Below are 26,002 nucleotides of genomic sequence, written 5' to 3' on the forward strand. Positions count from 1 at the left end.
GAGGTTTTTCACCGTGGCAGCATCCATTGCAATCGTCGGAGCAGGACCCCGCGGCATCTCCATCACCGAACGCATCGCCGCCTACCTGGGCGCCCGCAGCGAGGCGCTCACCCTGCACATCATCGACGATGCCCAACTCGGCGCTGGCCGCATCTGGGAGACCGACCAGACCCGCACGCTGTGCATGAACACCCTCGCCGGCGCGGTGACCCTGTTCACCGAACCCGGCGCAACCGTTTCCGCCCCCGTGTTCGAAGGCCCCACCATGTACGAGTGGATCCAGGTGCTTCGCGGCGAGAGAAGCCACCCGCTTATCGACGCCTCCGGTGCCTCCCTCCCCGAGCACTACAACGAGGAGCTGCGCGCCACCCGCCCCGAGTCCAACCCCTCGCGCGCGCTCTACGGCGAGTACCTGCGCTGGGCCTGGAAGGTCGCACTCGCGCAGCTGCCGGACACGGTCGAGGTGGTCGAGCACCACTCCCGCGCGGTTGCGATCGCGGAAGACGGCCCCCGCGACGCCATCACGTTTGCCGACGGCGCGATAGTCCACGCCGACGCCACCGTCCTCGCCTCCGGCTGGGTGCTGCCCGCCCCCACGCCCGCGCAGCAGGCGTTCGCCGACTCGGGCCTGACCTACATCCCGCCGGGCAACCCCGTGGAGCAGGACGTCTCAGCTCTGCCGGCCGGTGAGCGTGTCGTGGTTCGCGGCATGGGCATGGGCTTTTTCGACCTCATGGCGCTGACCACCATCGATCGCGGCGGCCGCTTCGTCGAGGACTCCTCCGCGCGTTCCGGTCTGCGCTACGAGGCCACCGGCAAGGAGCCGCACTTCGTGGTCACCTCCGGGCGCGGCTACCCCTACCTGCCCAAGTCCGAGTACCACTCCCTGCCGCCGAAGGCCGACCTGTCGCGCCTGCGCGCGGCCATCGACGCCTCCGAGGCGCCAGTGTCCTTCGGCCGCGACCTCTGGCCGTCACTGGCCCGCGACGCCTACGCCGAGTACTACCGCGTGCTGTCCCGGGTGCGTCCCGAAGCACTCAGCGCGACCCTCGACAAGATCCTCGCGGCCATCGACGCCGCGGACCTTGCCGCGGTTGCAACCTCGGACGGCATCCTGCCGGTCGCGAACGCGCTGACCGAGGCGCTCGACGGGATGAGCACCGAGCCGTTCGACATGGCCGCCTGGGTGGACCCGCTCGCCGGAACCGAGGAGCTGGACCTGGAGGAGCTGAACCGCCGCGTCGCCGAGACCATGGAGGTGGACATCGCCGAGGCCGTGTCCGCCTGGGACTCCCCGCTCAAGGCAGGTCTGTGGGCCATCTCCGCGGGCCGCAAACCCAGCGCGATCGCCACACAAAACGGCCGCGGCCCCCGCGAGGCGGCACTTGCGCAGTACATGGCGTTCGGCCAGATGGTCGGCTCCGGCCCGCCGCTGTTCCGCACCCGCGAGCTACTCGCGCTTTTCGACGCCGGCCTGGTCACCTTCTTAGGCCCCGACCCCGTGGTGGAGACCACCGACAGCGGGTACACAGCGGTCAGCCACGCCCGCTCGGTGCGCGCCACCGCACTTGCCGACGCCTTCCTGCCCGGCCCCGACATCCGCACCTCCCCCGACGCGCTGACCGCCTCGCTGCGCGAGGCCGGCCGCGTGCGACCGTTCGCACCGGGTGGCGTGGAAACCGCCTCCCCGGAAACCGACGATCACACCCGTCGCACCGTCCACCCCGACGGCGAGCTGGATCCGCGCCTGCACATCGTGGGCATCCCCACCGGCAAGCAGTGGGCGGACACCACCATCTCCCCCATGCCCGGCACCGACCCGCTGATGCTGCAGGAGACGGACAAAACGGCACGTTCGCTGCTCACCCAGGCGGGCGTGCTCTAACCCAAATCCCGCGCCACCGCCCACCTGGTGAGCTGGTGGCGGTTGGAGGTCTGCGTCTTGCGCAGAATGTTCGACGCGTGTGTCTCCACCGTCTTGACGGAGATGAACAGACGCTCGGCGATCTCCTTGTACGTGTAGCCGCGCGCGAGCAGCCGCAGCACCTCGAGCTCGCGGCGGGTCAGCGAGTCGACTGCCGGGTCGTCCTCTTCCACCACCGGCCCCGAGGCGAAGGCATCGAGCACGAACCCGGCCAGCCGCGGCGAGAAGTACGCGTCCCCGCCGCGCACCCGCTCGATCGCCTCAGCGAGCTCCGCGCCCGCGATGTTCTTGGTCACGTACCCCCGCGCGCCGGCACGGATCAGTGCGATGACGTCCTCGGCGGCATCGGAGACGCTCAGCGCCAGGTACGCCGGGCCCGGTGCCCGCTTGAGCACGGCCAGTCCGCCGCCGTCGGGCATGTGCACGTCTAAAAGCACCACGTCCGGGCGCGTGCGCTCGATCCCACGCACCGCCTCAGCGACCGTGCCGGCCTCACCAACGATGTCCACCGCGTCCGCCAGTTCAGCTTTCACCCCGGCGCGGAACACGGAGTGATCGTCCACCAAGAACACGCTCGTCATAGCTCTAACGCTATCTCCACCTCGGAGCCATTGCCTATCGACGACACCACGCGCACCTCTCCCCCAACCCGCTCTACGCGGCCCACAATGGAGTCGCGCAAACCGTGCCGATCGTCCGGGATGGCGTCCGGGTCGAAGCCGGAACCGCGGTCGCGCACAAACACCTCGAGCCTGCCCGCGAGATGCTCCGCGTAGACGTCGATAGTGTCCACGCCAGCGTGCTTGGCGGCGTTGACCATTGCCTCCCTCGCGGCCAGCACGACCGCCTCGGTGCGCTCGTCGAAGGCGACATCCTCGCCCACCGTGACCGGTTGGATGACCACGCGGAAGGCGTCCTCCACCTCGCCGGCCGCTTTCTGCAGGGCGGCGAAGGTGGTGGTGTGGTTGGGCACGGAGTCGTCGAAAAGCCAGGCCCGCAGCTCGCGCTCCTGGGCGCGCGCGAGGCGGGCGACCTCATCCGCATCGCCCGCCTGCTTCTGTATCAGCGCGAGGGTCTGCAGCACCGAATCGTGCAAGCGTGAGGCAATCTCCGCGCGCTGGTCCGCCACCGCCTTGGCCTCACGCTCCGCGACGAGCGAATTGGCCAGCTTGGCTATCAGCGGCACGACCAGCACCCCGACGCCGAGCACCGTGACCAGCACGGAGACCACCACGCCGCCAACCCCGGCGCTTTCGCCCACAAACGCCACTGCCAGCACCCCGGCCATGACCAGCAGCGCACCCAAGGTCAGCGCGGCGATGTTGCCCCACGACCCCGTGCCGCGGTCGTAGGCCTGCAGCGCGATCACCGCGCCGACGATGAGCACGCCGAGCACAAACACCACCGTGGCACCCGCACCCGAGGACAGCTGCAGCGCCGTCAGCGCCCCTGCGAACCCGAGCACGACCAGCGCAAGATCCATCGCTCCCGGGCGCTGGCGCTGCTCCCCGCTGTCGTCCAGGGACGTAAACATCCACAAACCGGCGTAGAGCAGCGCGCCGAACCCGCCCGCGAAGCTCGCTGCGACGAAGAACAGGCGCACCCATTTTTCCTCCACCCCCAGATGGTCGGCCACACCGGAGGCCACGCCGGCCACAACGCGGCGGGAGCGGTTCCGGGTCAGCCGGGGATACAACGCAGACATAACCCCCATCGTTGCACGGGCACGCCTGAGGGCACATCGGGGAAAACCCTGAAACGAAAAATCAGGGTCGTTCCCGATACCGCGGCCCGCGCTCCCGCGGGAGGATGGAGCCATGGAAAACAACACACTCACGCAGATGTGGGACACCCGCCCGCCCCGCATCCCGGAGGACCAGGGCGGCAAGGCCGTCATCGGCGGCGTCTGCGAAGGCATCGGCGCCCGCTTCCGCATCGACCCGACGTTTATCCGCGTGGTTTTCGTCGCGCTCTCGCTCGTGTTCGGCGGCGGCATCTTCCTCTACCTGCTGTGCTGGATCAACATGCCCCGCTTCGGGCTGACCCGCAGCCCGTGGGGCACGATCATCACCCCGAAACAGCAACTGACCAAAGCGGAGATAAAGGATCGCGACACCGGCTGGTTGCTGCTGCTCGGGCTGTTCCTGTTTTTCCCGTCCGCTTCCGTCGCAGGCGACCTGCGGGCAGTACTGGTCACGTTCATCCTCTTCGCCGCCGGCTGGTACTTCCTGCACCAGCGCCAGCCCGAGCCGCCAGCTGGGTTGCTCGTAGGCGAGTCAGAGGGGGCGCGTACAAGCAATCGCGCCGCTGTGGACACCTCTCACCTGACGGTGCCCGAAGGACACGAACACCCCGGCCAGCGCCCGCCCGCCTGGGACCCGCTCGGCGCGGCGCCGGAGCTGTGGCACCTGCCGGAGCCGAGCGAACCGGCGCCGCAGCAGTTGAAGAAACGCAACTGGTTCTGGATCCCCGTCACGCTGGTACTGACAACGGCGACGGTGTTTGCGCTGGGGGTTATAAGCGAAGTCCGCCTTGGCAACTACAGCAGATTCGGCAGCGCGCACATCACTGTGAGCGACGAAGCCGCACTGCCGGACATCATGCGCCCCAACGGCTTCGTTGGCGACGCCTTCCTCGACCTCACCGAACTCGAGCCGTTGAGCGAACCGAAAACGGTCACCCTTGAAAACCCCATCGGCCGCACCGACATCACCCTGCCGAACAACGTCCCGGTCGACGTGAACTGCGAGGTCACCATCGGCGAGACCGCCTGCCCGGAAGAAACGCAAAACGCGGACACAGACAGCGCGCTGCTCACGATCAATGTGAAACAGCGCGTCGGGTCCGTGTCCGCGTACTACGCGGAGTGATTTACTCCCACTCGATGGTGGCCGGCGGCTTGGAGGTGACGTCCAGCACCACGCGGTTGACGTCGGCCACCTCGTTGGTGATGCGGGTGGAGATGACCTCGAGGGTCTCGTACGGAATGCGCACCCAGTCCGCGGTCATGGCGTCCTCGGAGGCCACCGGGCGCAGCACGATCGGGTGGCCGTAGGTGCGGCCGTCGCCCTGCACGCCCACGGAGCGCACGTCCGCGAGCAGCACGACCGGGCACTGCCAGATCTGCTCGTCCATACCGGCCTTGGTCAGCTCCTCGCGGGCGATGGCGTCGGCGGCGCGCAGCGTCTCCAGACGCTCCTCGGTGACTTCGCCGATGATGCGGATGCCCAGGCCCGGGCCCGGGAACGGCTGGCGGTTCACAATCTCCTCAGGCAGGCCCAGCTCGCGGCCGACGGCGCGGACCTCGTCCTTGAACAGCAGACGCAGCGGCTCAACGAGCTCGAACTCCACGTCGTCCGGCAGGCCGCCGACGTTGTGGTGGCTCTTGATGTTGGCGGTACCGGTGCCGCCGCCGGATTCCACCACGTCCGGGTACAGGGTGCCCTGGACCAGGTAATCCACCTGCTGGCCCTCCAGCACGCCGGCAACGGCGCGCTCGAAGGAGCGGATGAACTCCGCGCCGATGGCCTTGCGCTTCGCCTCCGGCTCGGTCACGCCGGCGAGCTTGTCCAAGAACGCCTTGCGCTCGTCCACGGTGACCAGCTTCGCGCCGGTGGCGGCCACGAAGTCGGTCTCCACCTGCTCGCGCTCGCCCTGGCGCAGCAGGCCGTGGTCCACGAACACGCAGGTGAGACGGTCGCCGATGGCGCGCTGCACCAGCGCCGCCGCGACAGCGGAATCCACGCCGCCGGACAGGCCGCAAATGGCGCGGCCCTCGCCGACCTGCTCGCGCACGTCCGCGATCAGCTGCTCGGCGATGTTGGATGCGGTCCAGTTCTGCTCCAGGCCGGCAATCTCGGTGAGGAAGCGGGTGAGCACCTCCTGGCCGTGCGGGGAGTGCATGACCTCCGGGTGGTACTGCACGCCGGCGAGCTTGCGGGAGGTGTCCTCGAACGCGGCCACGGGCGCGCCCGGGGTGGAGGCGGTGACCTCGAAGCCCTCGGGCGCCTGCGTGACGGAGTCGCCGTGGGACATCCACACGGCGTGCTCGGGCTCGAGTCCGGCGTGGAGCACGCCGCCGTCGACACGCATCTGCGTGCGGCCGTACTCGCGCGCACCGGTCTCGGCCACCTCGCCGCCGAGCGCGCGGGTCATGATCTGGAAGCCGTAGCAAATGCCGAAGATAGGCAGCCCCAGCTCGAAGATCTCAGCATCGAGCTGCGGCGCGCCCTCTGCGTACACCGACGACGGGCCGCCGGAAAGGATCAGTGCCTGCGGGTTCTTCTCGCGGACTTCTGCGGCGGTGATGGTGGAGGGAACCACCTCGGAGAAAACGTTCGCCTCACGCACACGGCGGGCGATCAGCTGCGCGTACTGCGCGCCGAAATCGAGGACAAGGACTGGGCGGGCTTGCGGAGTATTCACAGGCCTAGATCGTAGTCGATCCCGCGCGAGACCCAACTGCCTGTGCGGAGTCCCGGAAAACCCCTGAATAACCAGCGTGGCATTGCGCGCACCCGCCTCGTCGAGTCAACGCGTTACTTCACAGCTGAGCTGAGGCGCTCCAGGGCGGCGCGGACCTCGTCCGTGGACGGTGCCTGGGCAAGCTTGTCGGCGGCCTGCTGTAGCTGGGCGATGGATTTATCGGCGGCGGCCATAGCGTTGTTGACTTGCTCCACCAGCGGCATCACTTCGGCGCCCATGGTGGACTCGTTGGTGTTCTGGGACCAGCGGCGGATCATCTCCAGCGGAATCTTGGTCAGCTCAGAAATGGAGTTGACCTTCAGCTCCACGCGGCGGCGGAAGGACGAGTGCAAGAACACCGCGTCGTCCATCTCCCGGACGTCAGCCTCGAGCGCGTCCACAAGCAGGCTCATAGATTCGTCCGCGCCGGACTCGGTGGAAAACTGCGCAGTCTGTGCGGTGTGCAAACGCGCCAGCGCAATCGCCATGCGTGCGTTGGCGGTCTTCGCGTAGAGCTCCTCGGCCACCTCTTCCAAGGTGGCAGCGTTCTCGTCGATGATCCCGCGCATGGTCGCCCACACCTGCAGCGGCGCGAGCAGCAGGGTGCGCGAAGCACCCTCGGTGACCACGTTTTCCATCTCCGCCTTCACGTTATTGGTGACGGCGTTTTCCTCCACCAGGGTGGCGGAAGCCTTGCGCAGCTCGTCGGCCGCGTCCTGAATGGCGGTCTGGACGGACATGAACTGGTCCAACTCGCCGTAAAGTGCGCGGGCCGCGTCGTAAATGTCGCCCGAGCCCTCCGGCAGGGTAAAGCCGGCGTCCTCAAGCGCCTGCACCTCGGCCGGCAGGGCGGCCTGGATGAACGCGTCGTAGTCCGGCAGCATCTCGCCGATCTTCTCCGCGCCCATGACGGCGCGCTCGCGGCGGCCCACACCGTTGGCTTTCGCCTCGTGCTCCACCAGGTTCGCCTCCTGGTAGAGCTGACCTGCGGCCTCGAAGCGTTCCGTCATCGGGCGGGTGCGCACGGAGAGGTAACCGCCGTTGGGCAGCGGGGTGACGGTGGCGAGCACGTCGTAAGCCGAGCCGCTCTTGGCACGGTTGCGCACGTATGCGGCAAAGGGACGGCCATCCTCGATGGTGTCCCACATGAGCTTGAAGGCGGCACCCGGCATCTCGTCGTGGCGGATGAGGTTGTGCGGCTTGCCAATCATCTCGTCCGCGCTGTACTGGGCGTACTTGATGAACACATTGTTGACATGCGTCATCACACCCTTCGCGTCGGTGACCGAGAAGAAGATGTCGTTGACATCAACTTCGTGGGAGGCACCCTCTGGTGCGTCGCGAAGAAGGGTTACACGGCTAGACATGGGCGCACTCATCCAATTTCTTAATTACGGATTGCCAGATCTGCTTTCTGAAAAGCTTTCACATCAGTATACCCACACTTGGCCATAATTCTCTTCAGACCTCCGACGATGTTCAGACGGCCGTATGGATCGCTCGACGGCCCGAACAGCACAGTCCCCAACGGCACACTCTTGCCGGATACCGCATTCTTGCTCACGCCACCACGGGGAAAGCGCGGGTGCGCCGTCTGCGCTTCCCAGTACACCCCGTTCGCCGCAGCCTCGGACGCCTGCGCCAAATCTCGGCCGAGCATGACCGCATCCGCCCCGCACGCGATAGCAAGGGCAACAGCGCCGGGCTCCCACAGGGAAGTGTCCGCCAGGACGTGCACGTAGCGCCCACCGGTTTCGTCCAGGTAGTCGCGGCGCGCTGCCGCCACGTCGGCGATCGCCGTTGCCATGGGGACGTTGACCACCGTGTTGGCATCGCCGGAGCCCACGATCACGCCAGCCACACCGGAGCGCATCAGGTGTGTTGCCGTGGAGTAGTCGTACACACCGCCCGCGATCACCGGCACGTCCAACGAGCCGACGAACTCCTTGAGGTTCAGCGGCTCGCCGCCCTGCTGCACGTGCTCGGCGGAGACGATAGAGCCCTGGATGAACAGAATCTCCGCGCCTGCCGCGATGACCACCGGCGCCAGCTCGCGCGCGTTCTGCGGGCTCACGCGCACCGCCACTGTGACGCCGGAGTCGCGCACCTGGGCGATGCGCTCAGTGAGCAGATCGGCATCAAGCTTCGCTGCGTGCAGCTCCTGCAGCGTGCGAACGGAGCGCTCCTCCGAGTCCATGTACTCCTGGTACTTCTCCTCCGAGTCGATGCCCCAGGCGTCCTCGCACGAGTCCACGACCTTCTTCACCGCGCCCTCGAGGTCGGCATGACGGCCCCAGAGTCCCTCGGCGTCGATCACACCGAGGCCGCCCTGCTCGCCCATCTCGATAATGAACTCGGGGCTGGCCAGCGCGTCCGTCGGGTGAGAAACAAGCGGGATGTCAAAGGTGTAGGCGTCGATGTTCCAGCTCGTGTCCACGTCCTTCGAAGAACGGGTGCGGCGCTTCGGCACGATTGAAAGGTCGCCCAAGTCGTACGCCCTGCGGGCCTCGCGGCCGAGGCCGATTTCCACGTAGTCGCGCATGAGTATCCCCTACTGGCGGTAGTTCGGTGCCTCGACGGTCTGCGTGATGTCGTGCGGGTGCGACTCGCGCAGGCCGGCGGCGGTGATCTGGACGAACTGCTTCGTCTGCAGCTCCTCGATGGAGGCGGCACCGGTGTAGCCCATGGCGGCGCGCAGGCCACCGACAATCTGGTGGGTAATGGAGTCCAGTTCGCCGCGGAACGGCACACGGCCCTCGATGCCCTCCGGCACCAGCTTGTCCTCGCTGGTCACATCCGCCTGGAAGTAGCGGTCCTTGGAGAAGGAGCGCTTTTCGCCGGTCAGGCCGCGGCCCTGCATGGCGCCCATGGATCCCATGCCGCGGTAGCGCTTGTACTGCTTGCCGCCCACGACCACGATCTCGCCCGGGGCCTCTGCGGTGCCGGCCAGCATGGAACCGAGCATGACCGTCGACGCGCCCGCCGCCAGCGCCTTGGCCACGTCGCCGGAGAACTGCATGCCGCCGTCGGCGATGATCGGAACGCCTGCAGCCTTCGCCGGCACGGACGCCTCGAGGATCGAGGTGATCTGCGGGGCACCCACGCCTGCCACCACACGGGTGGTGCAGATGGAGCCCGGGCCGATGCCCACCTTGATCGCGTCAGCGCCAGCGTCGATCATGGCCTTCGCCGCGCTGCGCGTGGCCAGGTTGCCGCCGATGACGTCCACGCGGTCGCCGAATTCCTTCTTCACGCGCGAGACCATCTCGAGCACGCGGTTGTTGTGCGCGTGCGCGGAGTCCACCACGAGCGCGTCCACGCCGGCTTCCACCAGCAGGCCCGCGCGGTCGTAGGAATCCTCGCCGGTGCCCACGCCAGCGGCGACGAGCAGACGGCCGTCGGCGTCCTTGGAGGCGTTCGGGTACTGCTCGCTCTTGACAAAGTCCTTCACGGTGATCAGGCCGGCAAGGGTGCCGTCCGCCGCCACGATCGGCAGCTTCTCCACCTTGTTGGAGGACAGCAGCGCCAAAGCTTCTTGCTTATCGACGCCCTCCGGTGCCACCACAAGCGGCATCGGGGTCATAACCTCAGCCACCTTGCGCTGGAAATCCGCCTCAAAACGCATGTCGCGGTTGGTGATGATGCCCACCAGGCGGCCGCCGTCGTCCACCACTGGCAGGCCGGAGATGCGGAAGCGGGCGCAGAGCGCGTCGACGTCTTCAAGCGTCATGTCCGGCGTTGCGGTCACCGGGTTCGAGACCATGCCGGACTCGGAGCGCTTGACAATGTCGACGTGCTCCGCCTGGTCCTGGGCGCTCAAGTTGCGGTGCACCACGCCGATGCCGCCCTGGCGCGCCATCGCGATCGCCATGCGGGACTCGGTGACCGTGTCCATCGCGGCAGAGGCGATAGGCATGCCCAGACGGATGTTCTTAGTGAACTGGGAGGCCGTGCTCACCTCGGACGGGACAATGTGGGACTCCGCCGGCAGCAGCAGCACATCGTCGAAGGTCAGGCCGCGCAGCGCGACCTTTTCCGGATCGTCCCCACCAGTCCACACACGCTCGTTAGCCATCGCATTGTCTCCTCTCCCGCGCAGATGTTTTTCGCCATGATATAACGTGGCGCAAATACCGACCGTGCCACCCAGTTCAGGGCACTTTTCAGCGGGCGATCCAGCTGGTTTGCCACACCGTATAGGGTTATACGGGTGAACTACGACGACATGATGCCACTGGACCCGTTCGCGGACGACCCTAACGACCCGGCATCCTTCATCGAGGACGATGAGCACGCCGAGCCGCTGTCGCCCGCAGAACGCGTCGCAGTGATCCAGGATCTCTCGCACGTGCGAGATGCGAAGCGCATACTCAAACCCCGCGGCATTCTCGGGGTGTCATTCCTCTGCGAGGACTGCGACCAAGTCCACTACTACGACTGGGAGATCATGGAGCAAAACATGATCGCCTCGCTGAACAACCAGCTTCCCCCGGTGCATGAGCCCAGCGCGCAGCCGAACATCGAGGCGTACGTGCCCTGGGACTACGCCATGGGCTACCTCGACGGCTTAGAGGGACGCTAGGAGCTGCTGCCCACTCCGGGGTGGACGATCGGGCCATCGCCGGTGCCGCCAAACGCACCGGCGCTGTCACCCGCGCCGAAGTCGGCCGGCGGGCTGACCATCGTCGCCGGGTCGTTGACTCGCAGCGACGGGCTCTCCTGCTCCGCACCCGCTTCCGACGGCGACGATTCGCTGGCCGCGTCCTGCCCCTGCGACGGTGCCGTACTGCCCGCGGTCGTGCTCGGCTGCGGGCTCGACGGTGTCGGCTGGGTGGACTGCGTGGGCCTCCCAAGGCCATTGCCTGCGCCATTTCCCGCCCCAGGGCCGCGCTGCGCGGGATCCTGCGGCGCTTGGGTCGGCTGCTGCACCGGCGGCGCGGGGACCTGCTCCGGAGCCGGGCGTTCGGAGGAGGCGCCTTCCGCCGGCACCGTGGACGCCTCCGTGGCTGCCTCTGTGACCGTCTTTGTCTCCGTCACCGTCGCGGACGCGCCGTCCTTGGCTGCGCGGCGTTCGCGCTCCTGGATCGTCGCCACCAGACCCCGCGCCTGCTCCAGCAGATCGCGGGCGGCGGCAGCGTCGCCGCTTTCGCTGGCCACCTCAAGATCGTCGAGGGTGGTGGCAAGCTCCACCACAGTGGTGTCCTCGTCGGCAGCGTCGCTTTCGAACAGGACGGCGCCGGTGCCGACGCACACCACGGTCGCGGCAGCCGCGCCGATCAAGCCGGACAGCCACGGGCTGACGCGGCGCTTCGCCTTCTCCGCGCGCTTTTCCTCCAACGAGGCAACGTTGCCAGTGGGCTGAGCATTCTCCGTGAACAGCTGCGGCGCCGGCGGCATCGGGCGGTCAACATCAGCCTTCAAATCCAACAGGGCGGCGGCGAGGGGGTCGGTGCCAGCCGAAGGATCGTCTCCAAGCATGAGCGCGTCAAAGAACGCGTCGCTGCGCGCGAACTCCTCCATGTGATCGTCCTGACGTGTCATAACTCCGCTTGCCCTCCATCCAGTTGCTTCCGCAGTTTGAACAGCGCACGGTGCTGGGCAACACGCACTGCACCCGGTGTGCTGCCCATGACTTCAGCCGTCTCCTCCGCGGACAGACCCACAAACACTCGCAGAATCACGATGTCGCGGGCCTTCTCATTAAGTGAATCGAGTAAAGCCCTCACAGCGTTACTCCCCACGGACACCATCGCCGCATCCTCGGGAGTGATTGTCGCCACTTCGGTGTCGGGGACCTCCTCCACCGGGCTGAGCTTGTCGCGCGCCATCGCACGGTGCGCGTCCGCGACCTTGTTAAACGCGATGCCGTACACGAACGCCATAAACGGCCGCCCGGTGTCGTTGTAGCGGTCGATACTCGTCGCTACCGCCAGGCAGATTTCCTGGGCGACGTCTTCGGGGGTAGGCATCCGCCCGCCCCCGATGCGCGCCCTGGCGTAGCGCAGCACTCGCGGGTGGATGATGGAGATGATGCGCTGCAGCGCCCGCCTGTCGCCCTGCGCAGCGGCGGGAACCAGGCCAGCGAGTTCTGCGTCTTCATCGCCTGTAGCCACGCGCATCTCCTTCCCTCGTCTGTCAGCTCGCACTAGTTTCGCGTAACCCGTTCATAATAAACGCACTTGCCTTTGCATTTGCGCTACCGACCTTTTGCCAGGAATTCACCTGCCTGTAACCAGCTGCGTTGGCGCAGTAAGACACGGGTATTTTCACGCGGTTCGACTAGGCGACAGCAGACCGTAACCGCAGCGACACCAAACGTTAACCAGAACAGTCCACACTCGTTGCCGGTCACACGTTTGAGGTACTTCCACAAAGGAGCACTCCCGATTATGTCTTTGCCGCACCAGCTTCCCGGACCCAACGCCGACTTCTGGGATTGGCAGCTACACAGCAAGTGCCGGGGGGAGGCCTCCGAAATCTTCTACCACCCCGACGGGGAGCGCGGCCGGGCGCGCACGCAGCGCGAAAACCGCGCCAAGGCCATCTGCTTCGAGTGCCCGGTGCTTACCCAGTGCCGCGAGCACGCACTGCGCGTAGCCGAACCGTACGGCATCTGGGGCGGCATGAGCGAATCCGAGCGCTCCGCCATCCTGCGCGGCACCGCCGGCGGCATGAAGGTCGCCGCGGCTTCCGCCAAGTAGGACGAAACACGAAAAACGCCCCGTTTTCGGGGCGTTTTTGCTTAGCGACGAACTTTCGGCAATGCGCGACTAGTGCGCGTGACCCTCGTGCTCGTCTTCCTCGGCGGGCTTGGTCACCACAGACGCTTCCGTGGTGAGCACCATGCGCGCCACAGACGCGGCGTTGACCACCGCGTTGTGGGTGACCTTCACCGGGTCGATGATGCCCTGCTCAATGAGGTCGCCGTACTCGAGCGTCGCGGCGTTGAAGCCCTCGCCGTTCGGCATGTCGGCGATCTTGGACACCACAACGGCACCGTCGAGGCCCGCGTTATCGGCGATCCAGAACGCCGGCTTGGACAGCGCGCGGGCCACAGCCAGCACACCGGTCTTCTGTTCGCCGTCGAAGCCGTCGGCGAACTCCTCGAGCTGTTTAGCAATCTGCACCAGCGCGGAGCCGCCGCCGGCGATGATGCCCTCTTCCGCCGCCGCGCGGGCGGCGTTGATGGCGTCCTCGACGCGCAGCTTGCGCTCGTTCTGCTCGGTCTCGGTGGCGGCACCGACGCGCAGCACGGCGACGCCGCCGGACAGCTTAGCCAGGCGCTCTTCGGCCTTTTCCTTGTCCCAGGTCGAATCGGTGGATTCGATCTCGCGGCGGATCTGGTTGCGGCGGTCCTCCACGGCCTCGGCGGTGCCGGCGCCGTCGACGATGACGGTATCGTCCTTGGTCACCGTCACGCGGCGGGCGGAGCCGAGGTGCTCCAGGGTGGCGTCCTTGAGGTTGACCCCGACCTCCGGGTCGATCACGGTCGCGGCGGTGACCACCGCGAGGTCGTCCATAAACGCCTTGCGGCGCTCGCCGAAGTACGGCGACTTCACGGCGACGACCTTAAGCACCTTGCGGATGGAGTTGACCACCAGCGCCTGCAGCGCCTCACCTTCGATGTCCTCTGCCACCACGAACAGCGGCACGGACTCGGAGGCGGCCTGCTCCAGAAGCGGCAGGAAGTCCGGCAGGGAGGAAATCTTGCCGCGCACCAGCAGCACGCGGGCGTCCTCGAGCACGGCCTGGCCGGCGTCCGGATCCGTCATGAAGTACGGGGAGAGGAAACCCTTGTCAAAGGAGATGCCCTCGGTGAGATCCACGTAGGAGTCGATGGACTGGGACTCCTCGACGGTGAGCACGCCGTCCTTGCCCACCTTGTCCATGGCGCCGGCGACCATCTCGCCGACCTCCGGGTCGCGCGAGGACACAGTGGCCACGTTCGCGATCTCTCCGGAGGACTGCACCTCGGTCGCGCGGGCCTTGAGCTCCTCGACAACCTTCTCGGCAGCGGCCTTGATGCCCTTGTTCAGCTCGATCGGGTTCGCGCCAGCCGCGACGTTGCGCAGGCCCTCGGCGACGAGCGCCTGGGCGAGAAGCGTTGCGGTGGTGGTGCCGTCGCCGGCGATGTCGTTCGTCTTCACTGCGACGGACTTCACCAGCTGCGCGCCGAGGTTCTCAAACGGGTCCTCGAGGTCGATGTCGCGGGCGATGGTCACACCGTCGTTGGTGACGGTCGGCCCACCCCAGGACTTGGACAGCACGACGTTGCGGCCGCGGGGGCCGAGCGTGACCTTCACCGCGTCGGCGAGGGTGTCCACGCCGCGCTGGATGCCCTCGCGAGCCTCCTGATCAAATGCGATGAGTTTTGCCATGGCGCTTACTTCTCGACGACGGCCAGCAGGTCACGAGCGGACAGCAGCAGGAACTCCTCGCCGCCGTATTTCAGCTCGGTGCCGCCGTACTTGGAGAAGATGACGGTGTCACCCTCCTTGACGTCCACAGCGACACGGTTGCCGTTGTCGTCCAGGCGGCCCGGGCCGACAGCGATGACGACGGCTTCCTGCGGCTTCTCCGCAGCGGAATCCGGGATAACCAGGCCGGACGCGGTGGTGGTCTCAGCCTCGGCGATCTGGACGAGGACCTTGTCCTCCAGCGGCTTGATGTTGACGTTTGCCATGATCAGCAACCTTTCATTGGTGAATGATTCAACAGTTCAGGTCTGAAGAGGCGCAGCCGTCGTCGCGGGTGAACAACTGTGCTTCACACAACCTGCTTTGGCACTCTACCCCCGAGAGTGCCAGCCAACAACCACAGGCCGTGCGGCGGCGTGATTTAGCGGTTGAGCACCGCGTTTCGCCAAAGCTCGAACTCTTCGGCGTTGTCGTCGCGGTAGTTCTCCACCGCGCGGATCGCCTGCAGCACTTCCGCGATGGTGTCCTCATTCACGCTCCCGCCGTCGGCGGCGGTGAAGATCACCGGGCCGCACACCGCGCGGGTCGGGTCGGTGAGGAACTCCGGGTTATCCGTCTCCGAAGTGTTGCGCGCCAGCGACGCCACCGGGTTCGGCTCTTGGCCCAGCTGCGCCGCGTCCGGGCGGAAGATCGCGTGGAAACGGTTGCCGTCCTGGTCGAAGGCGACATCGTCGAACTCCTCGGTTACGCCGCCGAGGGTCTCGCGCACCGTCTCCTCGTCGAAGACGATGCGGCGGTAGGTCAGATCTGGGTTGACCAGGAACCCGAACCGCTCACGGTCGGCCTGATCTTGGTCGAACTGCTCAGTAGTTTCAGCGGACACGGGTCATCCTTTCGTCGAACAAGACGTGCAGGCCCCCAGCGTATCCGCAACGGGCATTTCGTGCCTTACGACGACACGAGCGGCACCTCGACCTCCAGCGAAGTGTCCGTGCCCACGCCCAGTCCGGACGGGGCGGCGCCCTCATGGATGAGCTGGGCGGCCAGCGCCGCGATCATCACCCCGTTGTCCGTGCACAGGTTAAACCGCGGCACCCGCAGCTCGATGCCGGCGGCCTCGCAGCGCTGTTGCGCCAGCTCGCGCAGCCGGCGGTTCGCGGCCACACCGCCGCCGAGCAGCAGCGTCTTCGCACCGGTGTCCTCGCAGGCCATCACGGCTTTCGCGGTGAGCACGTCGCACACCGCCTCCTGGAACGACGCGCAGACGTCCTCCAGCGAGATCACGCGTCCGTCGCGCTCGGCGGCCTCGACGTGGCGGGCCACCGCGGTTTTCAACCCCGAGAAGGAGAAATTGTAGCGGTGCTCGCCGCGCAGGTCTTCGGCGCGCGAAAGCGCCCGCGGGAACTTCACCGCTTGCGGGTCGCCCTCGGCCGCGAGCTTGTCCACCACCGGGCCGCCGGGGTAGCCCAAGCCGAGGAGGCGGGCGACTTTGTCGTAGGCCTCGCCGGCGGCGTCATCGAGGGTGGTGCCCAGCTCCCGCATCGGCTTGCCCACGGCTTCGACCTCCAGCAGCTGCGTGTGCCCGCCGGAGACCAAAAGCGCGACCGCGTGCGGCAGCGGCTCGCCGTCCAAGTTGGCCACCGCGACGTGCCCGCCTAAGTGGTTCACGCCGTAAAACGGCACGCCCCAGGCCGCAGCGTACGCCTTGGCCGCGGAGGCGCCCACCAGCAGCGCACCGGCCAAACCCGGGCCGACGGTGGCGGCCACCGCGTCCGGCTTGGCAATGCCGGCATCCGCCAACGCCTTCTCCATCACCTGCGGCATGGCCTCCAGGTGGGCGCGCGAGGCGATCTCCGGCACGACCCCGCCGAAGCGGGCGTGCTGCTCCATCGAGGAGGCGACCACGTCGGCGAGGATGTCCATCGTGCCGTCGTCGTGCAACTCAACAATGCCCACGCCGGTTTCGTCGCACGAGGACTCGATGCCCAACACAATCACTGGTCTCGCCTTTCGCTCTTTTTCGGCCGCGTCATGGTGTACGCGTCCATGCCGGAGGCCTGATAGTAGTTCTTGCGCACGCCCGCGGTGAAAAACCCGAAACTTTCGTACAGGCGGATCGCAGGCGTGTTGTCCACCCGCACCTCCAGAAAGCACGGCCCGTCTAACAGGTCCACGGTGTGCATGAGCTGGTCCATTAGCGCCCGGCCGAGACCATCGCCCTGCCTGGAGGGGTCGACGCCGATGGTGTGGATCTCAAACTCCGGGTCATCTTTCGGCCCGAGCATGGCCAGGCCCGCAAACCCGACCAGCTCCTCGCCGTCGAAGGCGCCCAGGTAGAAGGTGTGGCGCGCGGCGATCTCGGAGCGGTACGCCGCCTCGGACCACGGGCTGTCGCCGGCGAACAGCACCGCCTCGATCGCCGCGGCCGCCGGGGCGTCCGCGGCCGTCAGCTCGCGGAAGCGCACGCTCATGGCAGCGCCGGCGACTTCGGGGCCTGCTTCGGCGGCACAGCGTCGGGACGGCGCAGATACAGCGGCACCAGCGGCTCCGGCTGCGCGTCCAGGTCGGCGACTGAGACTAAGCCGGCGGGGGTTGGGGGTTGGTAGGTCACCCTTTGGGCGTCGATAGGCAAAAGCTCCGCTAGCGACGACGGCACACTGACCACGTCCACCGCGGGCGAGGAAAGATCCGCCGGCTTGCACACGTCCGGGCCCGCCACCCGCTTACCGCCTGAGTAGCGCGCCCAGTACACCTCGCGGCGGCGCGCGTCGGTGACCACCAGCGCCTCCCCGCTAAGCGACGCAGCAACCGCGTCGTGCGTGCACACCCCATGCACCGGAATGGAAAGCGCCTGCCCCAGCGCCGACGCCGCGGACATACCCACGCGAAGGCCAGTAAACGGCCCCGGGCCGCAGCCGACCACGACCGCGCCCAGATCCGCGAACTCGACGCCTGCCTCCCCCAACAGCCGGGTGATCTCCGGCATGAGCGTCTCGTTGTGCGCGCGGGTGGCCACAGCCGTCTCCGCGAGCACACGGTCCCCGTCCACGATGCCTGCGACCAGGTCAGTCGTGGCGGTGTCCAGGGCAAGAACGAGCATTACTGGCCCAACCCGAGGGTCCAGCGGCCCTGGTTCATGTGGAACGGCATCGCCGTGTTCAGCGGGAAGGACTCGGACTGCGGCACGGTGCAGATATCCACCTTGTTCAGCTCCACCGGGTCCACCTTGGGTGCTACATCTTCGCCGCCCGGGATGAGCAGCACGTAGCCCAGGTCGCCGCCGAGGTCCAGGTCGTCGACGCTGATACCGAAGGCCTCAGCCTTGGCGTCCACCAGCTCCTGCGGCTCGCCCGGGCACAGGGTGGTGTAGCCGAGGTAGCGCTCCGGGTCGTAGATGCGCGCCGGGTCCACCAGCTGCGCGGCCACGGCGTCGCCGCCCGGGCGGGTCTGCTGCAGCGAGCGCGACAGCGAGTTCGTCGGCTCGACCTGAGCGAGATCGTTGGACCGGGACTGCGGGATGAAGATGATCCCGGCGAGGAGCACGAGCCACAGCACGGCTGCGAGCACGACCCAGCGGCGGGACTGGCTAGTGAGGTTGAGCATGCGTGTAAGCCTACATCCCGTCCTCGACGCGCCAGGAGATGATGCGGGCTTCCGTCTCAGCGTGCGTGCGCCGATCGAGCGTGACGTGCACGTAGCGCTGCGCGAGTTGCTCCACCAGCCCGCCGCCCCACTCGGCCACCACCACGGCCTCCTCGAGGGCGCTGTCCAGGTCGAGGGCGTCGAGTTCGCCCAGCGGGTCGTCGCCAAGCCGGTAGGCGTCGACATGCACCAGCGAGGGGCCATTGCCTATCGACGAGTGCTCCCGCGCAATCACGAACGTCGGGCTTGTCACCCTGCCTTTGACCCCCATCCCTTTCGCGATGCCCTGCGTGAAGGTGGTCTTGCCCGCGCCGAGCGGGCCGTCGAGCACAACGAGGTCGCCCGCCTCAAGCGCCTTACCCAGCTCCTCGCCGAGCTTTTGCGTATCTTGGGCGCTCTCGCACAGCCGCTCGCCCTGCTCCGGAAACATCGACTTCATCTACTTGCCTTCCCCGATGTACGTGCGGGTGGTGCGACCGCGCGGGGCGCAGACCACCTCGTAGTTGATGGTGCCGGCGCGCTTGGCCAGCGCGGTGGCGTCGCCGAAGATGACGGCCTCATCGCCCGCGGCGACGTGAGCGTCGTTGTCGCCGAGCCAGACCACGATCTGGTCCATGGACACCCGGCCCACCTGCTGATAGGCCCGGCCCGCGATGTCGACCTCCACCGAGCCCTGCCAGGAGCGCTGCACCCCGTCCGCGTAGCCCGCCGGGATGACGGCGGTAAACCCGTCCGCCGGCGCCTCCCAGGTGCGCGCGTAGCTGGTGGCCTCGCCCTTGCGCATCGGCTTGACCGCGATCACCGGTGCCGACCAGGTCATCGCGGGTTTGAGCCCGTGGTCGAGTCCGTCGACCGGCTCCAGGCCGTACAGGCTCACGCCCGGCCGGACCATGTCGAAGTGCAGGTCCGGACGGGTCCACGTCGCCGGCGAGTTCGCGGCGTGGTTGCGCGGCACCTCCAGCCCCACCTGGCGGGCCTGCGCGATCGCGCGGCGAAACGCTGTGGCCTGCTGGTCGGTGTACGGATCCGCCGGGTCGTCGGCGCAGCTCAGGTGCGTCATCAGCCCCGCGACCGTGAGCATGCCTTTGCGCTGCGCGTCCAGGGCGAGCTCGAAGGCCTCCTGCCAGCGGACCTCATCGATGCCGGAGCGGTGCATTCCCGTGTCCACTTTGAGGTAGACGGTGGGTGCCGTTGGTGCGTCGATAAGCGAATGCAAGTGCGTAAACGACGGCACCCCCACATCGACCCCAGCCGGCAGCTCCTCCTGCGGGTCCCACAGCCACGCCAGCACCGGCTTCGTAGTCAACTCGCGCACCCGACGCGCCTCCGCGAACGTGGCCACGCCGAACGCGTCCGCGCCGCCCGCCTCCATCACCGGCACGCAGCGCTCGACGCCGTGGTTGTAGGCGTCCGCCTTGACCACGCACATCAGCTCCGCCGACGTTTGCTCCTTCAGGCGGCTTGTGTTGTACGCGATTGCGTCCAGATCGATCGTTGTTCTCAGCACGGGCCTATTACATCACGTGGGTGACGCCCAAAACGATGAGCAGCACCGCCACCGACCACGTCGCAGCGGCCGTGACCTGGTCGGGGTGGGCGCGCGCCCAGTCGAAGCCGCGCGCCGCCGCGCTGTGCGGCTTCGCGCGCACCCAGCCCACGGCCAACGCGGCGAGTGTGGGCAGCGACAGCGCCACCGTGGCGTAGAGCGGGATCGCGGCGTAACGCACCTGCGCGTCGATGCCGGCCGCCGACAGCAGCGCGAGCCCGCCGTAGAACGGCACCGAAGTCGCCGACTGAATCAGGCCGAGTACTACACCGGTGGCCACCGTGGCCGGGCCGGGCGTGTGCAGCGGGCGCATGATCTTCTGCGTCAGCGCCCGATTGTCGCCGCCGCGCAGCGCCAGGATCGCCGTGAGGATGCCGGTGGCGATGAGCAAAATGCCGAACACTGGCCCCTCGACGAAGCGCTGCACTACCGGACCCAGGCCGTCGAAAATCACCAGCATGATCAGCGCCAAGCCGGCCACACCGCACCAATCGCCCGCGATCAGCAGCGCCGTAGTCTTGGCGTAGTTGCGCCGCGCGGCGATGCCGACCGCGACGATGACGCCGATGAGAAGCAAATTCACCGAATCAATGAACGCCAGCTGCAAAGCACCGAGCATCCGACCTCCTGTGTGTTCGGGGTTGCTTGGCAATGTCGGACTCACCCTAGTCGAGGAAAGATTGCAGTAGGATTGCCCGCGTGTCTGCGAAGCTGAAGAAACTCTCCGACCTATCCAAGCGCGGCCCGCACCGCGTCCTGGAAGGCGACCTGGGCTACACCGGCCTGCCCGGCAAGGTCTACACCCCCGCCGAAGGCAAGAACCTGCCCGGCGTGGCGTTCGGCCACGACTGGCTCAAGGACGTCGCCGCCTACGAGGACACCCTGCGCCACCTGGCCAGCTGGGGCATCGCCGTGGCCGCGCCGGACACCGAAACCGGCTTCAAGCCCGACCACACCGGCCTGGCCGCCGACCTAGAAACCGCCATGCAGATCCTCGGCGGCGTGCGCCTGGGCAACGGCAACATCTCCATCTCCCCGGGCAAGCTCGGCGTTGTCGGCCACGGCATGGGCGGCGGTGCCGCCGTGCTCGCCGCCGTGGACAACCCGAAGGCGAAGGCCGTGGCGGCGGTGTACCCGGCCAACGTGGCGCCGTCCGCAGTCGAGGCGGCGCGCAACCTGTTCGTCCCTGGCATGGTCGTCGGCCCCGGCGAAGACGGCGACTCGCTTTTCGACCCCGGCAACCCCGCCAAGCTGGCCTACAACTGGGCCGGCGAAGTGGTCTACCGCGCGCCGAAGAAGGGCGACCAGCAGTCTTTCTCCGAAGACAACTTGGTCAAGCGCATCCTCGGCCTGGGCAAGTCCGACCGCGGCCTGCAGGAGACCATCCGCGGCCTGCTCGTGGGCTACCTTCTGCACCAGCTCGACGAAGACAAGTCGTATGCCTCCTACTCCGAGCCCGACGCCGAAGGCTCCGGCGTGGCATCCCTGACCGGCGAGAAGCTGTCCAAGGCCGCTGGCCTGGCGCGCGACAACGCCAGCTTCTCCTTGTTCTAGCTCCCGGCTCCCCCGCCCCGTTGTGTGCTTTACACGACGGGGTTTTCGCCGTTCGGGCCAATCGCGCGCAACACCGCCTGGATCTGCTGCTTTTGCGACTTCTGCGCAGCGTTACGACGAGGCCGCGGCATACTGTAATCTCCCCGCGGCACCGTCACCGGCTGCCGCGGCATCGTCTCCCGGGCCCGCGCGTGGTGCTTGGCGGTCATCTCCATCTTCTGCTGCGTTTCCTTCATCAACGCCTCGAAATCCGCCATGCGCTTCGCGGTGCGCCTTTGGTACTGGGCCACAAACTGCTCGAAATCCATCGTTACCACTCCCCTGACTTCTTCATTGCCCACGGATCGGCATCCACCCCGCCGGTGTCGACGGTGTCGCCCGAGTCGCCAGCATCTCCCGCCTGCGCGGGCTGCGTTTCCAGATTCTCCAGCTTCTTCGGCGGCGGCGCCGGCTCCTCCACCTGCGACAGCTCCGGCGGTGGAGCGATCACACCGTCATCTGCAGGCGCGGGCGGTGGCGGCGCCGGCTGGGGTTCGCACTCCGGTTCCGGCTCCGGCTCGGGCTCGGGTTCGCACTCAGGCTCCGGCTCCGGCTCGGGCTCGGGTTCTGGCTCCGGCTCCGGCTCGCACTCCGGCGTCGCCGCCGGCTCGGTCGGGCAGTCCTCCAGCGCCGTCTCGTCGACGTCGAGCGTCGCCTCCAGGTTCGCCTCCAACGTCAGCCCCAGCGTCAGCTCCAGACCCAAATCGGCGCCAGCGCTGGACGAGGCGCTGCGAGAAGCTTCATCGGAAGTTTTAGCGGCGGCGGGGCGGGTGCTGACGTCGCAAGGCGAATGCGTCTTCTCCCCGAAATCCACCGGCGGGGCGGGCTGCTCGGCGGCCGCAGTGTCGACGCGGGTGGCGACCTCCCCCAAGCACTCCTTGATCACGCAGTTGCGGTCGCTGGTGGTCTCGCGGGCGCTGCGCAACGCCTCGATGACCATCTCCACCGCCGGCTGGATCAACTGCACAATCCCGCAGTTCAGCACGATGTCCAGCATGCGCCGCGCCGGCTCCAGCAGGGCACGCACCGCCGACTCCGCGGTGGCCACGATCGTTTTGATCGCCTCCCCGCACTGCCCAATGCTCTCCCCGGCAGTTTTCGCGCGGTCGAAATGCTCGGATTCGCGTGTTTCGTCGCAAAGCTCACGCTCGCGGATGCCCACCTCCTCGAACCAGGCGCTCTCATCGCACGAGCACGTCCGCGCCGGCGTCTCCGGGCGCTGTCCACCCGCAGACAACCGCAGGCCAGCGGCCAGAAACGCGCTCAGATCTAGCCCGTCGGTCTCCGCGACCTGCTCCAGCAGCTCGCCGGCCAGGCCGTGCACCGCGGCGCGCTGCGCCGGCCCCACCTCCGGCGCGACATCAACCGCGCGCACCAGCGACTGGACGTCGTCTTTCACCGCCGCCATCATGCGTTATCCACCCCACCCGCAATCGACTCTAAGAACTCGGATGAGAGCTGGTCGGCGGCGACGGTGGCGTCGCTAAGCAAAAGCACCTGCTCCCAATTCTCCCCGCGCGCCGCGAGGAAACGTTGCGACGTGGAATGCAACGCCTCCAACGCATCCACGATGCGCTGGCCCTCCCGCGCAAAGCCCGCGCCGAAGGCCGACGCGGTGACCACCGGCCGCCCAGCGTCGAGCTCGCGCGCGGCGCCACGGTACGCGTCGATAGCCTCTGTGTACTTCGTGCGCACCGCATCGATATCGATGTCGAGCGCCCCAACATGTGTCATATGCCCACCCCCGAAAGGCTCGCAGTTGAACTGTCTTACCTTTACTTAGACTCCCCCAATGCCCCGGCGGTTCCCTGCCGGGGCAAAAAACTTTTACCGCCGATAAACCTACACCGCGGCAACGACCGCCGCGAGGCGACCGGCAACCTTGCGCGCCTGCTCCTCCTCAGCGGCCTCCACCATGACGCGGAAAAGCTCCTCCGTGCCAGACGGGCGCAGCAGCACGCGGCCGGAATCGCCCAGCTCAGCCTCCGCCTCGGCGATGGCGTCCTTGACGGACTGGTCCTCCAAGATCAGCGCCTTGTTGGACACCGGCACGTTGATCAGCGTCTGCGGCAGCACCGTCATCACCTCCGCCAGCTCGGCGAGCGTCTTGCCGGTCTCCGCCATGCGCTCCATGAGCATCAGGCCGGACAGCACGCCGTCGCCAGTCGTGGCATGCGCCGGCACCACGATGTGGCCGGACTGCTCGCCGCCCAGGGAAAAATCGCCGTTGCCCAGCTCCTCGAGCACGTAGCGGTCGCCCACCTTCGTCTCGCGCACCGAGATGCCCTCACGCTCCATGGCCAGCTTCAGGCCCAGGTTGCTCATCACCGTGGCGACGAGTGTGTTGTCCTTGAGGCTGTTGGACTCCTTCATGCCGGTGGCGAGGATGGCCATGATCTGGTCACCGTCGACGACGTTGCCCTGCGCGTCCACGGCCAGGCAGCGATCGGCGTCGCCGTCGTGCGCCAGGCCCAGGTCCGCGCCGTGTTCGACCACGGCCGCCTGGATCTGGTCCATGTGGGTGGAGCCGGAGCCGTCGTTGATGTTGTAGGCGTTCGGCGTGTTGTGGATGGCGGTGACCTCGGCGCCAGCGGCCGCGTAGGCCTTCGGTGCGACCTCGGAGGCGGCGCCGTTGGCGCAGTCCACCACGACCTTGATGCCGTTCAGCGGCTCGGTGATGGCCTCTTTGAGGTGGGCGAGGTAGCGCTCTTGGGCGTCCGGCGCCTCCTCGATCACGCGCCCGATGGCGGTGCCGGTCGGGCCCGTTTCCTCCAGTACGGCCATGGCGCGCTCGATCTCGTCTTCGATGTCGTCCGGCAGCTTCTTGCCGCCGGCGGCGAAGAACTTAATGCCGTTGTCCGGCATCGGGTTGTGGGACGCGGAGATCATCACACCGATGTCGGCGCCGTAGTCGTCGGTGAGAAACGCCAGGCCCGGCGTGGGGATGACGCCGACGCGCAGCACGTCCACGCCTTTCGACGCCATACCGGCCGCCATCGCGGCAGCAAGCATCTCGCCGGAGACGCGCGGGTCCCGGCCGATCAGCGCGATCGGGCGGCGCTTCTCCGAGCCGCGGTCCTTGGTCAGCACGGTCGCAGCCGCGGCGCCGAGCTTGAGGGCAAGCGATGCGGTGAGGGCCTCGTTAGCCAGGCCGCGGACACCGTCAGTTCCGAACAATCGAGTCATGCGCACAATTATGCACTTGCTTATCGACGATCGCTCCGCCGCCCCAACTTCCGCGCAATTTAACCTGGTGTTTTGCGAGTTATCCACAGGGATGGTGTTGCGAATTCCACAGGGCGGGCCGGGGTGGGGTTGCGTTGGGTTTAGGGTCTGTGGCCATGAACCCGTTCGACGCATTCATCCAGGCGATGTCCGCGGCATCCATGGAGACACTGCGGCACTTCGACCTGTCCGTCGCGTTGGACGCCGGCATGGCGCCGGATCGGGCACGTGCCTGGGATGCGATGCAGAACGTCTACTACGGGAAAACGAAATTCACCCGCAAGCAATCGGAAGCCGCGCAGAAAGGCCACGGGTTCTCCCTCGACGAACTCGCGCTGATCGAACGACGTGTTGCCGTGGTGAAGGACGCCGGCGAGCGGTGGCGGCTGCGGCTGGAACTGTTGGATGTCACCGGCGGGTACAAAGCAATCGAACGCGCCGCACGCGACATCGTGCCCCGCGAGGACAACGCCCCGACAAAGAAGCAGGTGGCGTTCTCGCAACCGAGAAACGGACGCGCACGCATCACCATCGACACCACCGACCGCAAAGCAGCCGACTTAGAGCACCGCCTGCGCCAAGGCATCGACGTAACACAGCCGGCCGCGCCCCAAATGGAAGAGGCGTTTTGGCGCATCGTCGAAGGCGAAACCGGCGGGGTCGTCGCCGCCGCACCACGCCCGATCGTGATGGTGCCGATCACGGAGCACGCCCGCATTATGGCGGGTGATGGCGACGACGTCATCCTCACACTCACCGACGGCACCATCATGACGGGTGCGGAGTACCTCCAGCAAGAGTTCGGCGAAGCCTTGGAGGTCGCAGCGTTCCACCCGGAGGAAGGGGCGGTGAACCTCTACGACACCGAGCGTTTCGCCAACCAGAAACAACGCGATCTTGCCTGCATGGTCTCACCCGTGTGCGCATTCCCGGGCTGCCGCCACGGGGCGTATGCTTCCGAGATCCACCACGTGGACGCGTGGAAACACGGCGGGCTAACCAACATGGACAACCTGGCGCCGCTGTGCCGGTATCACAACCGCATCAACGACGATGACCCCTGGCGCAACACCCGCGGCCGCATCGCCATGATCAGAGGCGCGCCCTGGTGGGTCTCACCACGCGGGTACCACATCAAAAACACCGACCGCGGAGCACTCGACCAACTCTTCGGACCACCAAGCACCTAAC

General features: G+C 67.3%; 28 protein-coding genes. 6 read left to right on the plus strand and 22 right to left on the minus strand.

Annotation, left to right across the window (positions count from 1 at the left end; translation table 11 throughout):
- Nucleotides 1-13 precede the first annotated feature (13 nt).
- Nucleotides 14-1,885 carry an FAD/NAD(P)-binding protein gene (locus tag NUW87_RS02235; RefSeq protein ID WP_269027077.1) on the plus strand — a complete coding sequence of 624 codons (1,872 nt, stop codon included), beginning with the start codon at nt 14-16 and terminating at the stop codon, nt 1,883-1,885.
- Here NUW87_RS02235 and NUW87_RS02240 read toward each other — a convergent pair.
- Together NUW87_RS02240 and NUW87_RS02245 are read right to left on the minus strand one after the other, a co-directional pair.
- A complete protein-coding gene (locus NUW87_RS02240; protein WP_181191502.1) occupies nt 1,882-2,505 on the minus strand; it encodes a LuxR C-terminal-related transcriptional regulator in 624 nt (207 codons plus the stop codon). The two genes, NUW87_RS02235 and NUW87_RS02240, sit on opposite strands and share 4 nt — an antisense overlap.
- On the minus strand, nt 2,502-3,629 hold the full coding sequence (locus NUW87_RS02245) for an ATP-binding protein (protein WP_269027078.1): 1,128 nt from the start codon (nt 3,627-3,629) through the stop codon (nt 2,502-2,504). The genes NUW87_RS02240 and NUW87_RS02245 overlap by 4 nt, the downstream gene beginning before the upstream one ends.
- 112 nt (nt 3,630-3,741) lie before the next feature.
- Between NUW87_RS02245 and NUW87_RS02250 the strand changes: the two genes are divergently transcribed.
- Nucleotides 3,742-4,794, plus strand: coding sequence for a PspC domain-containing protein (locus NUW87_RS02250; RefSeq protein ID WP_269027079.1), 1,053 nt, complete (start codon nt 3,742-3,744; stop codon nt 4,792-4,794).
- A 1-nt stretch (nt 4,795) separates the two neighbouring features.
- Here the strand turns inward: NUW87_RS02250 and guaA are convergent, their stop codons facing one another.
- The 4 genes from guaA to guaB all read right to left on the minus strand — a co-directional run bounded on the left by guaA (nt 4,796) and on the right by guaB (nt 10,463).
- Entirely contained in the window at nt 4,796-6,349 is a 1,554-nt protein-coding gene (gene guaA / locus NUW87_RS02255) for a glutamine-hydrolyzing GMP synthase (RefSeq protein ID WP_269027080.1), read from the minus strand.
- Nucleotides 6,350-6,462: 113 nt separating this feature from the next.
- The gene (locus NUW87_RS02260) at nt 6,463-7,755 is read right to left on the minus strand and encodes a PAS domain-containing protein (RefSeq protein WP_269027081.1); all 1,293 of its coding nucleotides are present in this window, start codon (nt 7,753-7,755) and stop codon (nt 6,463-6,465) included.
- A gap of 20 nt (nt 7,756-7,775) precedes the next feature.
- The gene (locus NUW87_RS02265) at nt 7,776-8,930 is read right to left on the minus strand and encodes a GuaB3 family IMP dehydrogenase-related protein (protein ID WP_269027082.1); all 1,155 of its coding nucleotides are present in this window, start codon (nt 8,928-8,930) and stop codon (nt 7,776-7,778) included.
- Between the two features lie 9 nt (nt 8,931-8,939).
- A complete protein-coding gene (guaB, locus tag NUW87_RS02270) occupies nt 8,940-10,463 on the minus strand; it encodes an IMP dehydrogenase (RefSeq protein ID WP_269027083.1) in 1,524 nt (507 codons plus the stop codon).
- Nucleotides 10,464-10,613: 150 nt separating this feature from the next.
- On the opposite strand from guaB, the gene NUW87_RS02275 reads away from it, so the two are divergent.
- The gene (locus tag NUW87_RS02275; RefSeq protein ID WP_194560937.1) at nt 10,614-10,970 is read left to right on the plus strand and encodes a DUF5319 domain-containing protein; all 357 of its coding nucleotides are present in this window, start codon (nt 10,614-10,616) and stop codon (nt 10,968-10,970) included.
- Here the strand turns inward: NUW87_RS02275 and NUW87_RS02280 are convergent.
- Together NUW87_RS02280 and NUW87_RS02285 are read right to left on the minus strand one after the other, a co-directional pair.
- The gene (locus NUW87_RS02280; protein WP_269027084.1) at nt 10,967-11,929 is read right to left on the minus strand and encodes a hypothetical protein; all 963 of its coding nucleotides are present in this window, start codon (nt 11,927-11,929) and stop codon (nt 10,967-10,969) included. The two genes, NUW87_RS02275 and NUW87_RS02280, sit on opposite strands and share 4 nt — an antisense overlap.
- Complete coding sequence (locus NUW87_RS02285; protein ID WP_377733956.1) at nt 11,926-12,507, minus strand: sigma-70 family RNA polymerase sigma factor; 582 nt, start codon at nt 12,505-12,507, stop codon at nt 11,926-11,928. The genes NUW87_RS02280 and NUW87_RS02285 overlap by 4 nt, the downstream gene beginning before the upstream one ends.
- Nucleotides 12,508-12,777: 270 nt before the next feature.
- Here NUW87_RS02285 and NUW87_RS02290 point away from each other — a divergent pair, with 270 nt between their 5' ends.
- Nucleotides 12,778-13,089, plus strand: a complete 312-nt coding sequence (locus tag NUW87_RS02290; RefSeq protein WP_034997331.1) for a WhiB family transcriptional regulator — start codon at nt 12,778-12,780, stop codon at nt 13,087-13,089.
- Between the two features lie 69 nt (nt 13,090-13,158).
- On the opposite strand, the gene groL is transcribed toward NUW87_RS02290, so the two are convergent.
- The 10 genes from groL to NUW87_RS02340 form a co-directional block, all read right to left on the minus strand.
- Complete coding sequence (gene groL, locus NUW87_RS02295) at nt 13,159-14,766, minus strand: chaperonin GroEL (RefSeq protein WP_269027086.1); 1,608 nt, start codon at nt 14,764-14,766, stop codon at nt 13,159-13,161.
- Nucleotides 14,767-14,771: 5 nt separating this feature from the next.
- Complete coding sequence (gene groES, locus NUW87_RS02300) at nt 14,772-15,071, minus strand: co-chaperone GroES (protein ID WP_034997874.1); 300 nt, start codon at nt 15,069-15,071, stop codon at nt 14,772-14,774.
- A 155-nt stretch (nt 15,072-15,226) separates the two neighbouring features.
- Nucleotides 15,227-15,688 carry a hypothetical protein gene (locus NUW87_RS02305; protein ID WP_269027087.1) on the minus strand — a complete coding sequence of 154 codons (462 nt, stop codon included), beginning with the start codon at nt 15,686-15,688 and terminating at the stop codon, nt 15,227-15,229.
- Between the two features lie 65 nt (nt 15,689-15,753).
- Nucleotides 15,754-16,803: a tRNA (adenosine(37)-N6)-threonylcarbamoyltransferase complex transferase subunit TsaD gene (gene tsaD / locus NUW87_RS02310; protein ID WP_269027088.1), complete on the minus strand. Its 1,050-nt coding sequence runs from the start codon at nt 16,801-16,803 to the stop codon at nt 15,754-15,756.
- Nucleotides 16,800-17,276 (minus strand): ribosomal protein S18-alanine N-acetyltransferase, encoded by a 477-nt coding sequence (rimI, locus tag NUW87_RS02315; RefSeq protein WP_269027089.1) that lies wholly within the window; start codon nt 17,274-17,276, stop codon nt 16,800-16,802. The genes tsaD and rimI overlap by 4 nt, the downstream gene beginning before the upstream one ends.
- Nucleotides 17,273-17,905: a tRNA (adenosine(37)-N6)-threonylcarbamoyltransferase complex dimerization subunit type 1 TsaB gene (gene tsaB / locus NUW87_RS02320; protein ID WP_269027090.1), complete on the minus strand. Its 633-nt coding sequence runs from the start codon at nt 17,903-17,905 to the stop codon at nt 17,273-17,275. The genes rimI and tsaB overlap by 4 nt, the downstream gene beginning before the upstream one ends.
- Nucleotides 17,905-18,408: a hypothetical protein gene (locus NUW87_RS02325; RefSeq protein ID WP_239217677.1), complete on the minus strand. Its 504-nt coding sequence runs from the start codon at nt 18,406-18,408 to the stop codon at nt 17,905-17,907. Before NUW87_RS02325 ends, tsaB begins: the two co-directional genes overlap by 1 nt.
- A gap of 10 nt (nt 18,409-18,418) precedes the next feature.
- Complete coding sequence (tsaE, locus tag NUW87_RS02330) at nt 18,419-18,886, minus strand: tRNA (adenosine(37)-N6)-threonylcarbamoyltransferase complex ATPase subunit type 1 TsaE (RefSeq protein ID WP_269027091.1); 468 nt, start codon at nt 18,884-18,886, stop codon at nt 18,419-18,421.
- Nucleotides 18,887-19,954, minus strand: coding sequence for an alanine racemase (gene alr, locus NUW87_RS02335; RefSeq protein WP_269027092.1), 1,068 nt, complete (start codon nt 19,952-19,954; stop codon nt 18,887-18,889). It lies immediately after the preceding gene.
- A 7-nt stretch (nt 19,955-19,961) separates the two neighbouring features.
- Nucleotides 19,962-20,612, minus strand: coding sequence for a GAP family protein (locus NUW87_RS02340; RefSeq protein ID WP_269027093.1), 651 nt, complete (start codon nt 20,610-20,612; stop codon nt 19,962-19,964).
- An 80-nt stretch (nt 20,613-20,692) separates the two neighbouring features.
- Between NUW87_RS02340 and NUW87_RS02345 the strand changes: the two genes are divergently transcribed.
- Entirely contained in the window at nt 20,693-21,547 is an 855-nt protein-coding gene (locus tag NUW87_RS02345) for a poly(ethylene terephthalate) hydrolase family protein (RefSeq protein ID WP_269027094.1), read from the plus strand.
- 29 nt (nt 21,548-21,576) lie between these two features.
- Here NUW87_RS02345 and NUW87_RS02350 read toward each other — a convergent pair whose 3' ends face one another.
- From NUW87_RS02350 to glmM, 4 genes are all read right to left on the minus strand, one after another.
- Nucleotides 21,577-21,855, minus strand: coding sequence for a hypothetical protein (locus NUW87_RS02350; RefSeq protein WP_034997315.1), 279 nt, complete (start codon nt 21,853-21,855; stop codon nt 21,577-21,579).
- Between the two features lie 2 nt (nt 21,856-21,857).
- A complete protein-coding gene (locus NUW87_RS02355) occupies nt 21,858-22,985 on the minus strand; it encodes a hypothetical protein (RefSeq protein ID WP_269027238.1) in 1,128 nt (375 codons plus the stop codon).
- Between the two features lie 8 nt (nt 22,986-22,993).
- Complete coding sequence (locus NUW87_RS02360) at nt 22,994-23,320, minus strand: hypothetical protein (protein ID WP_269027095.1); 327 nt, start codon at nt 23,318-23,320, stop codon at nt 22,994-22,996.
- 108 nt (nt 23,321-23,428) lie between these two features.
- Nucleotides 23,429-24,772, minus strand: a complete 1,344-nt coding sequence (gene glmM / locus NUW87_RS02365) for a phosphoglucosamine mutase (protein WP_239217663.1) — start codon at nt 24,770-24,772, stop codon at nt 23,429-23,431.
- A gap of 155 nt (nt 24,773-24,927) precedes the next feature.
- Here glmM and NUW87_RS02370 point away from each other — a divergent pair, with 155 nt between their 5' ends.
- A complete protein-coding gene (locus tag NUW87_RS02370; RefSeq protein WP_269027096.1) occupies nt 24,928-26,001 on the plus strand; it encodes an HNH endonuclease signature motif containing protein in 1,074 nt (357 codons plus the stop codon).
- The last annotated feature ends 1 nt before the right edge of the window (nt 26,002 follow it).

It is taken from the genome of Corynebacterium pilbarense (genome assembly GCF_026930265.1).
Lineage (GTDB): Bacteria > Actinomycetota > Actinomycetes > Mycobacteriales > Mycobacteriaceae > Corynebacterium > Corynebacterium pilbarense.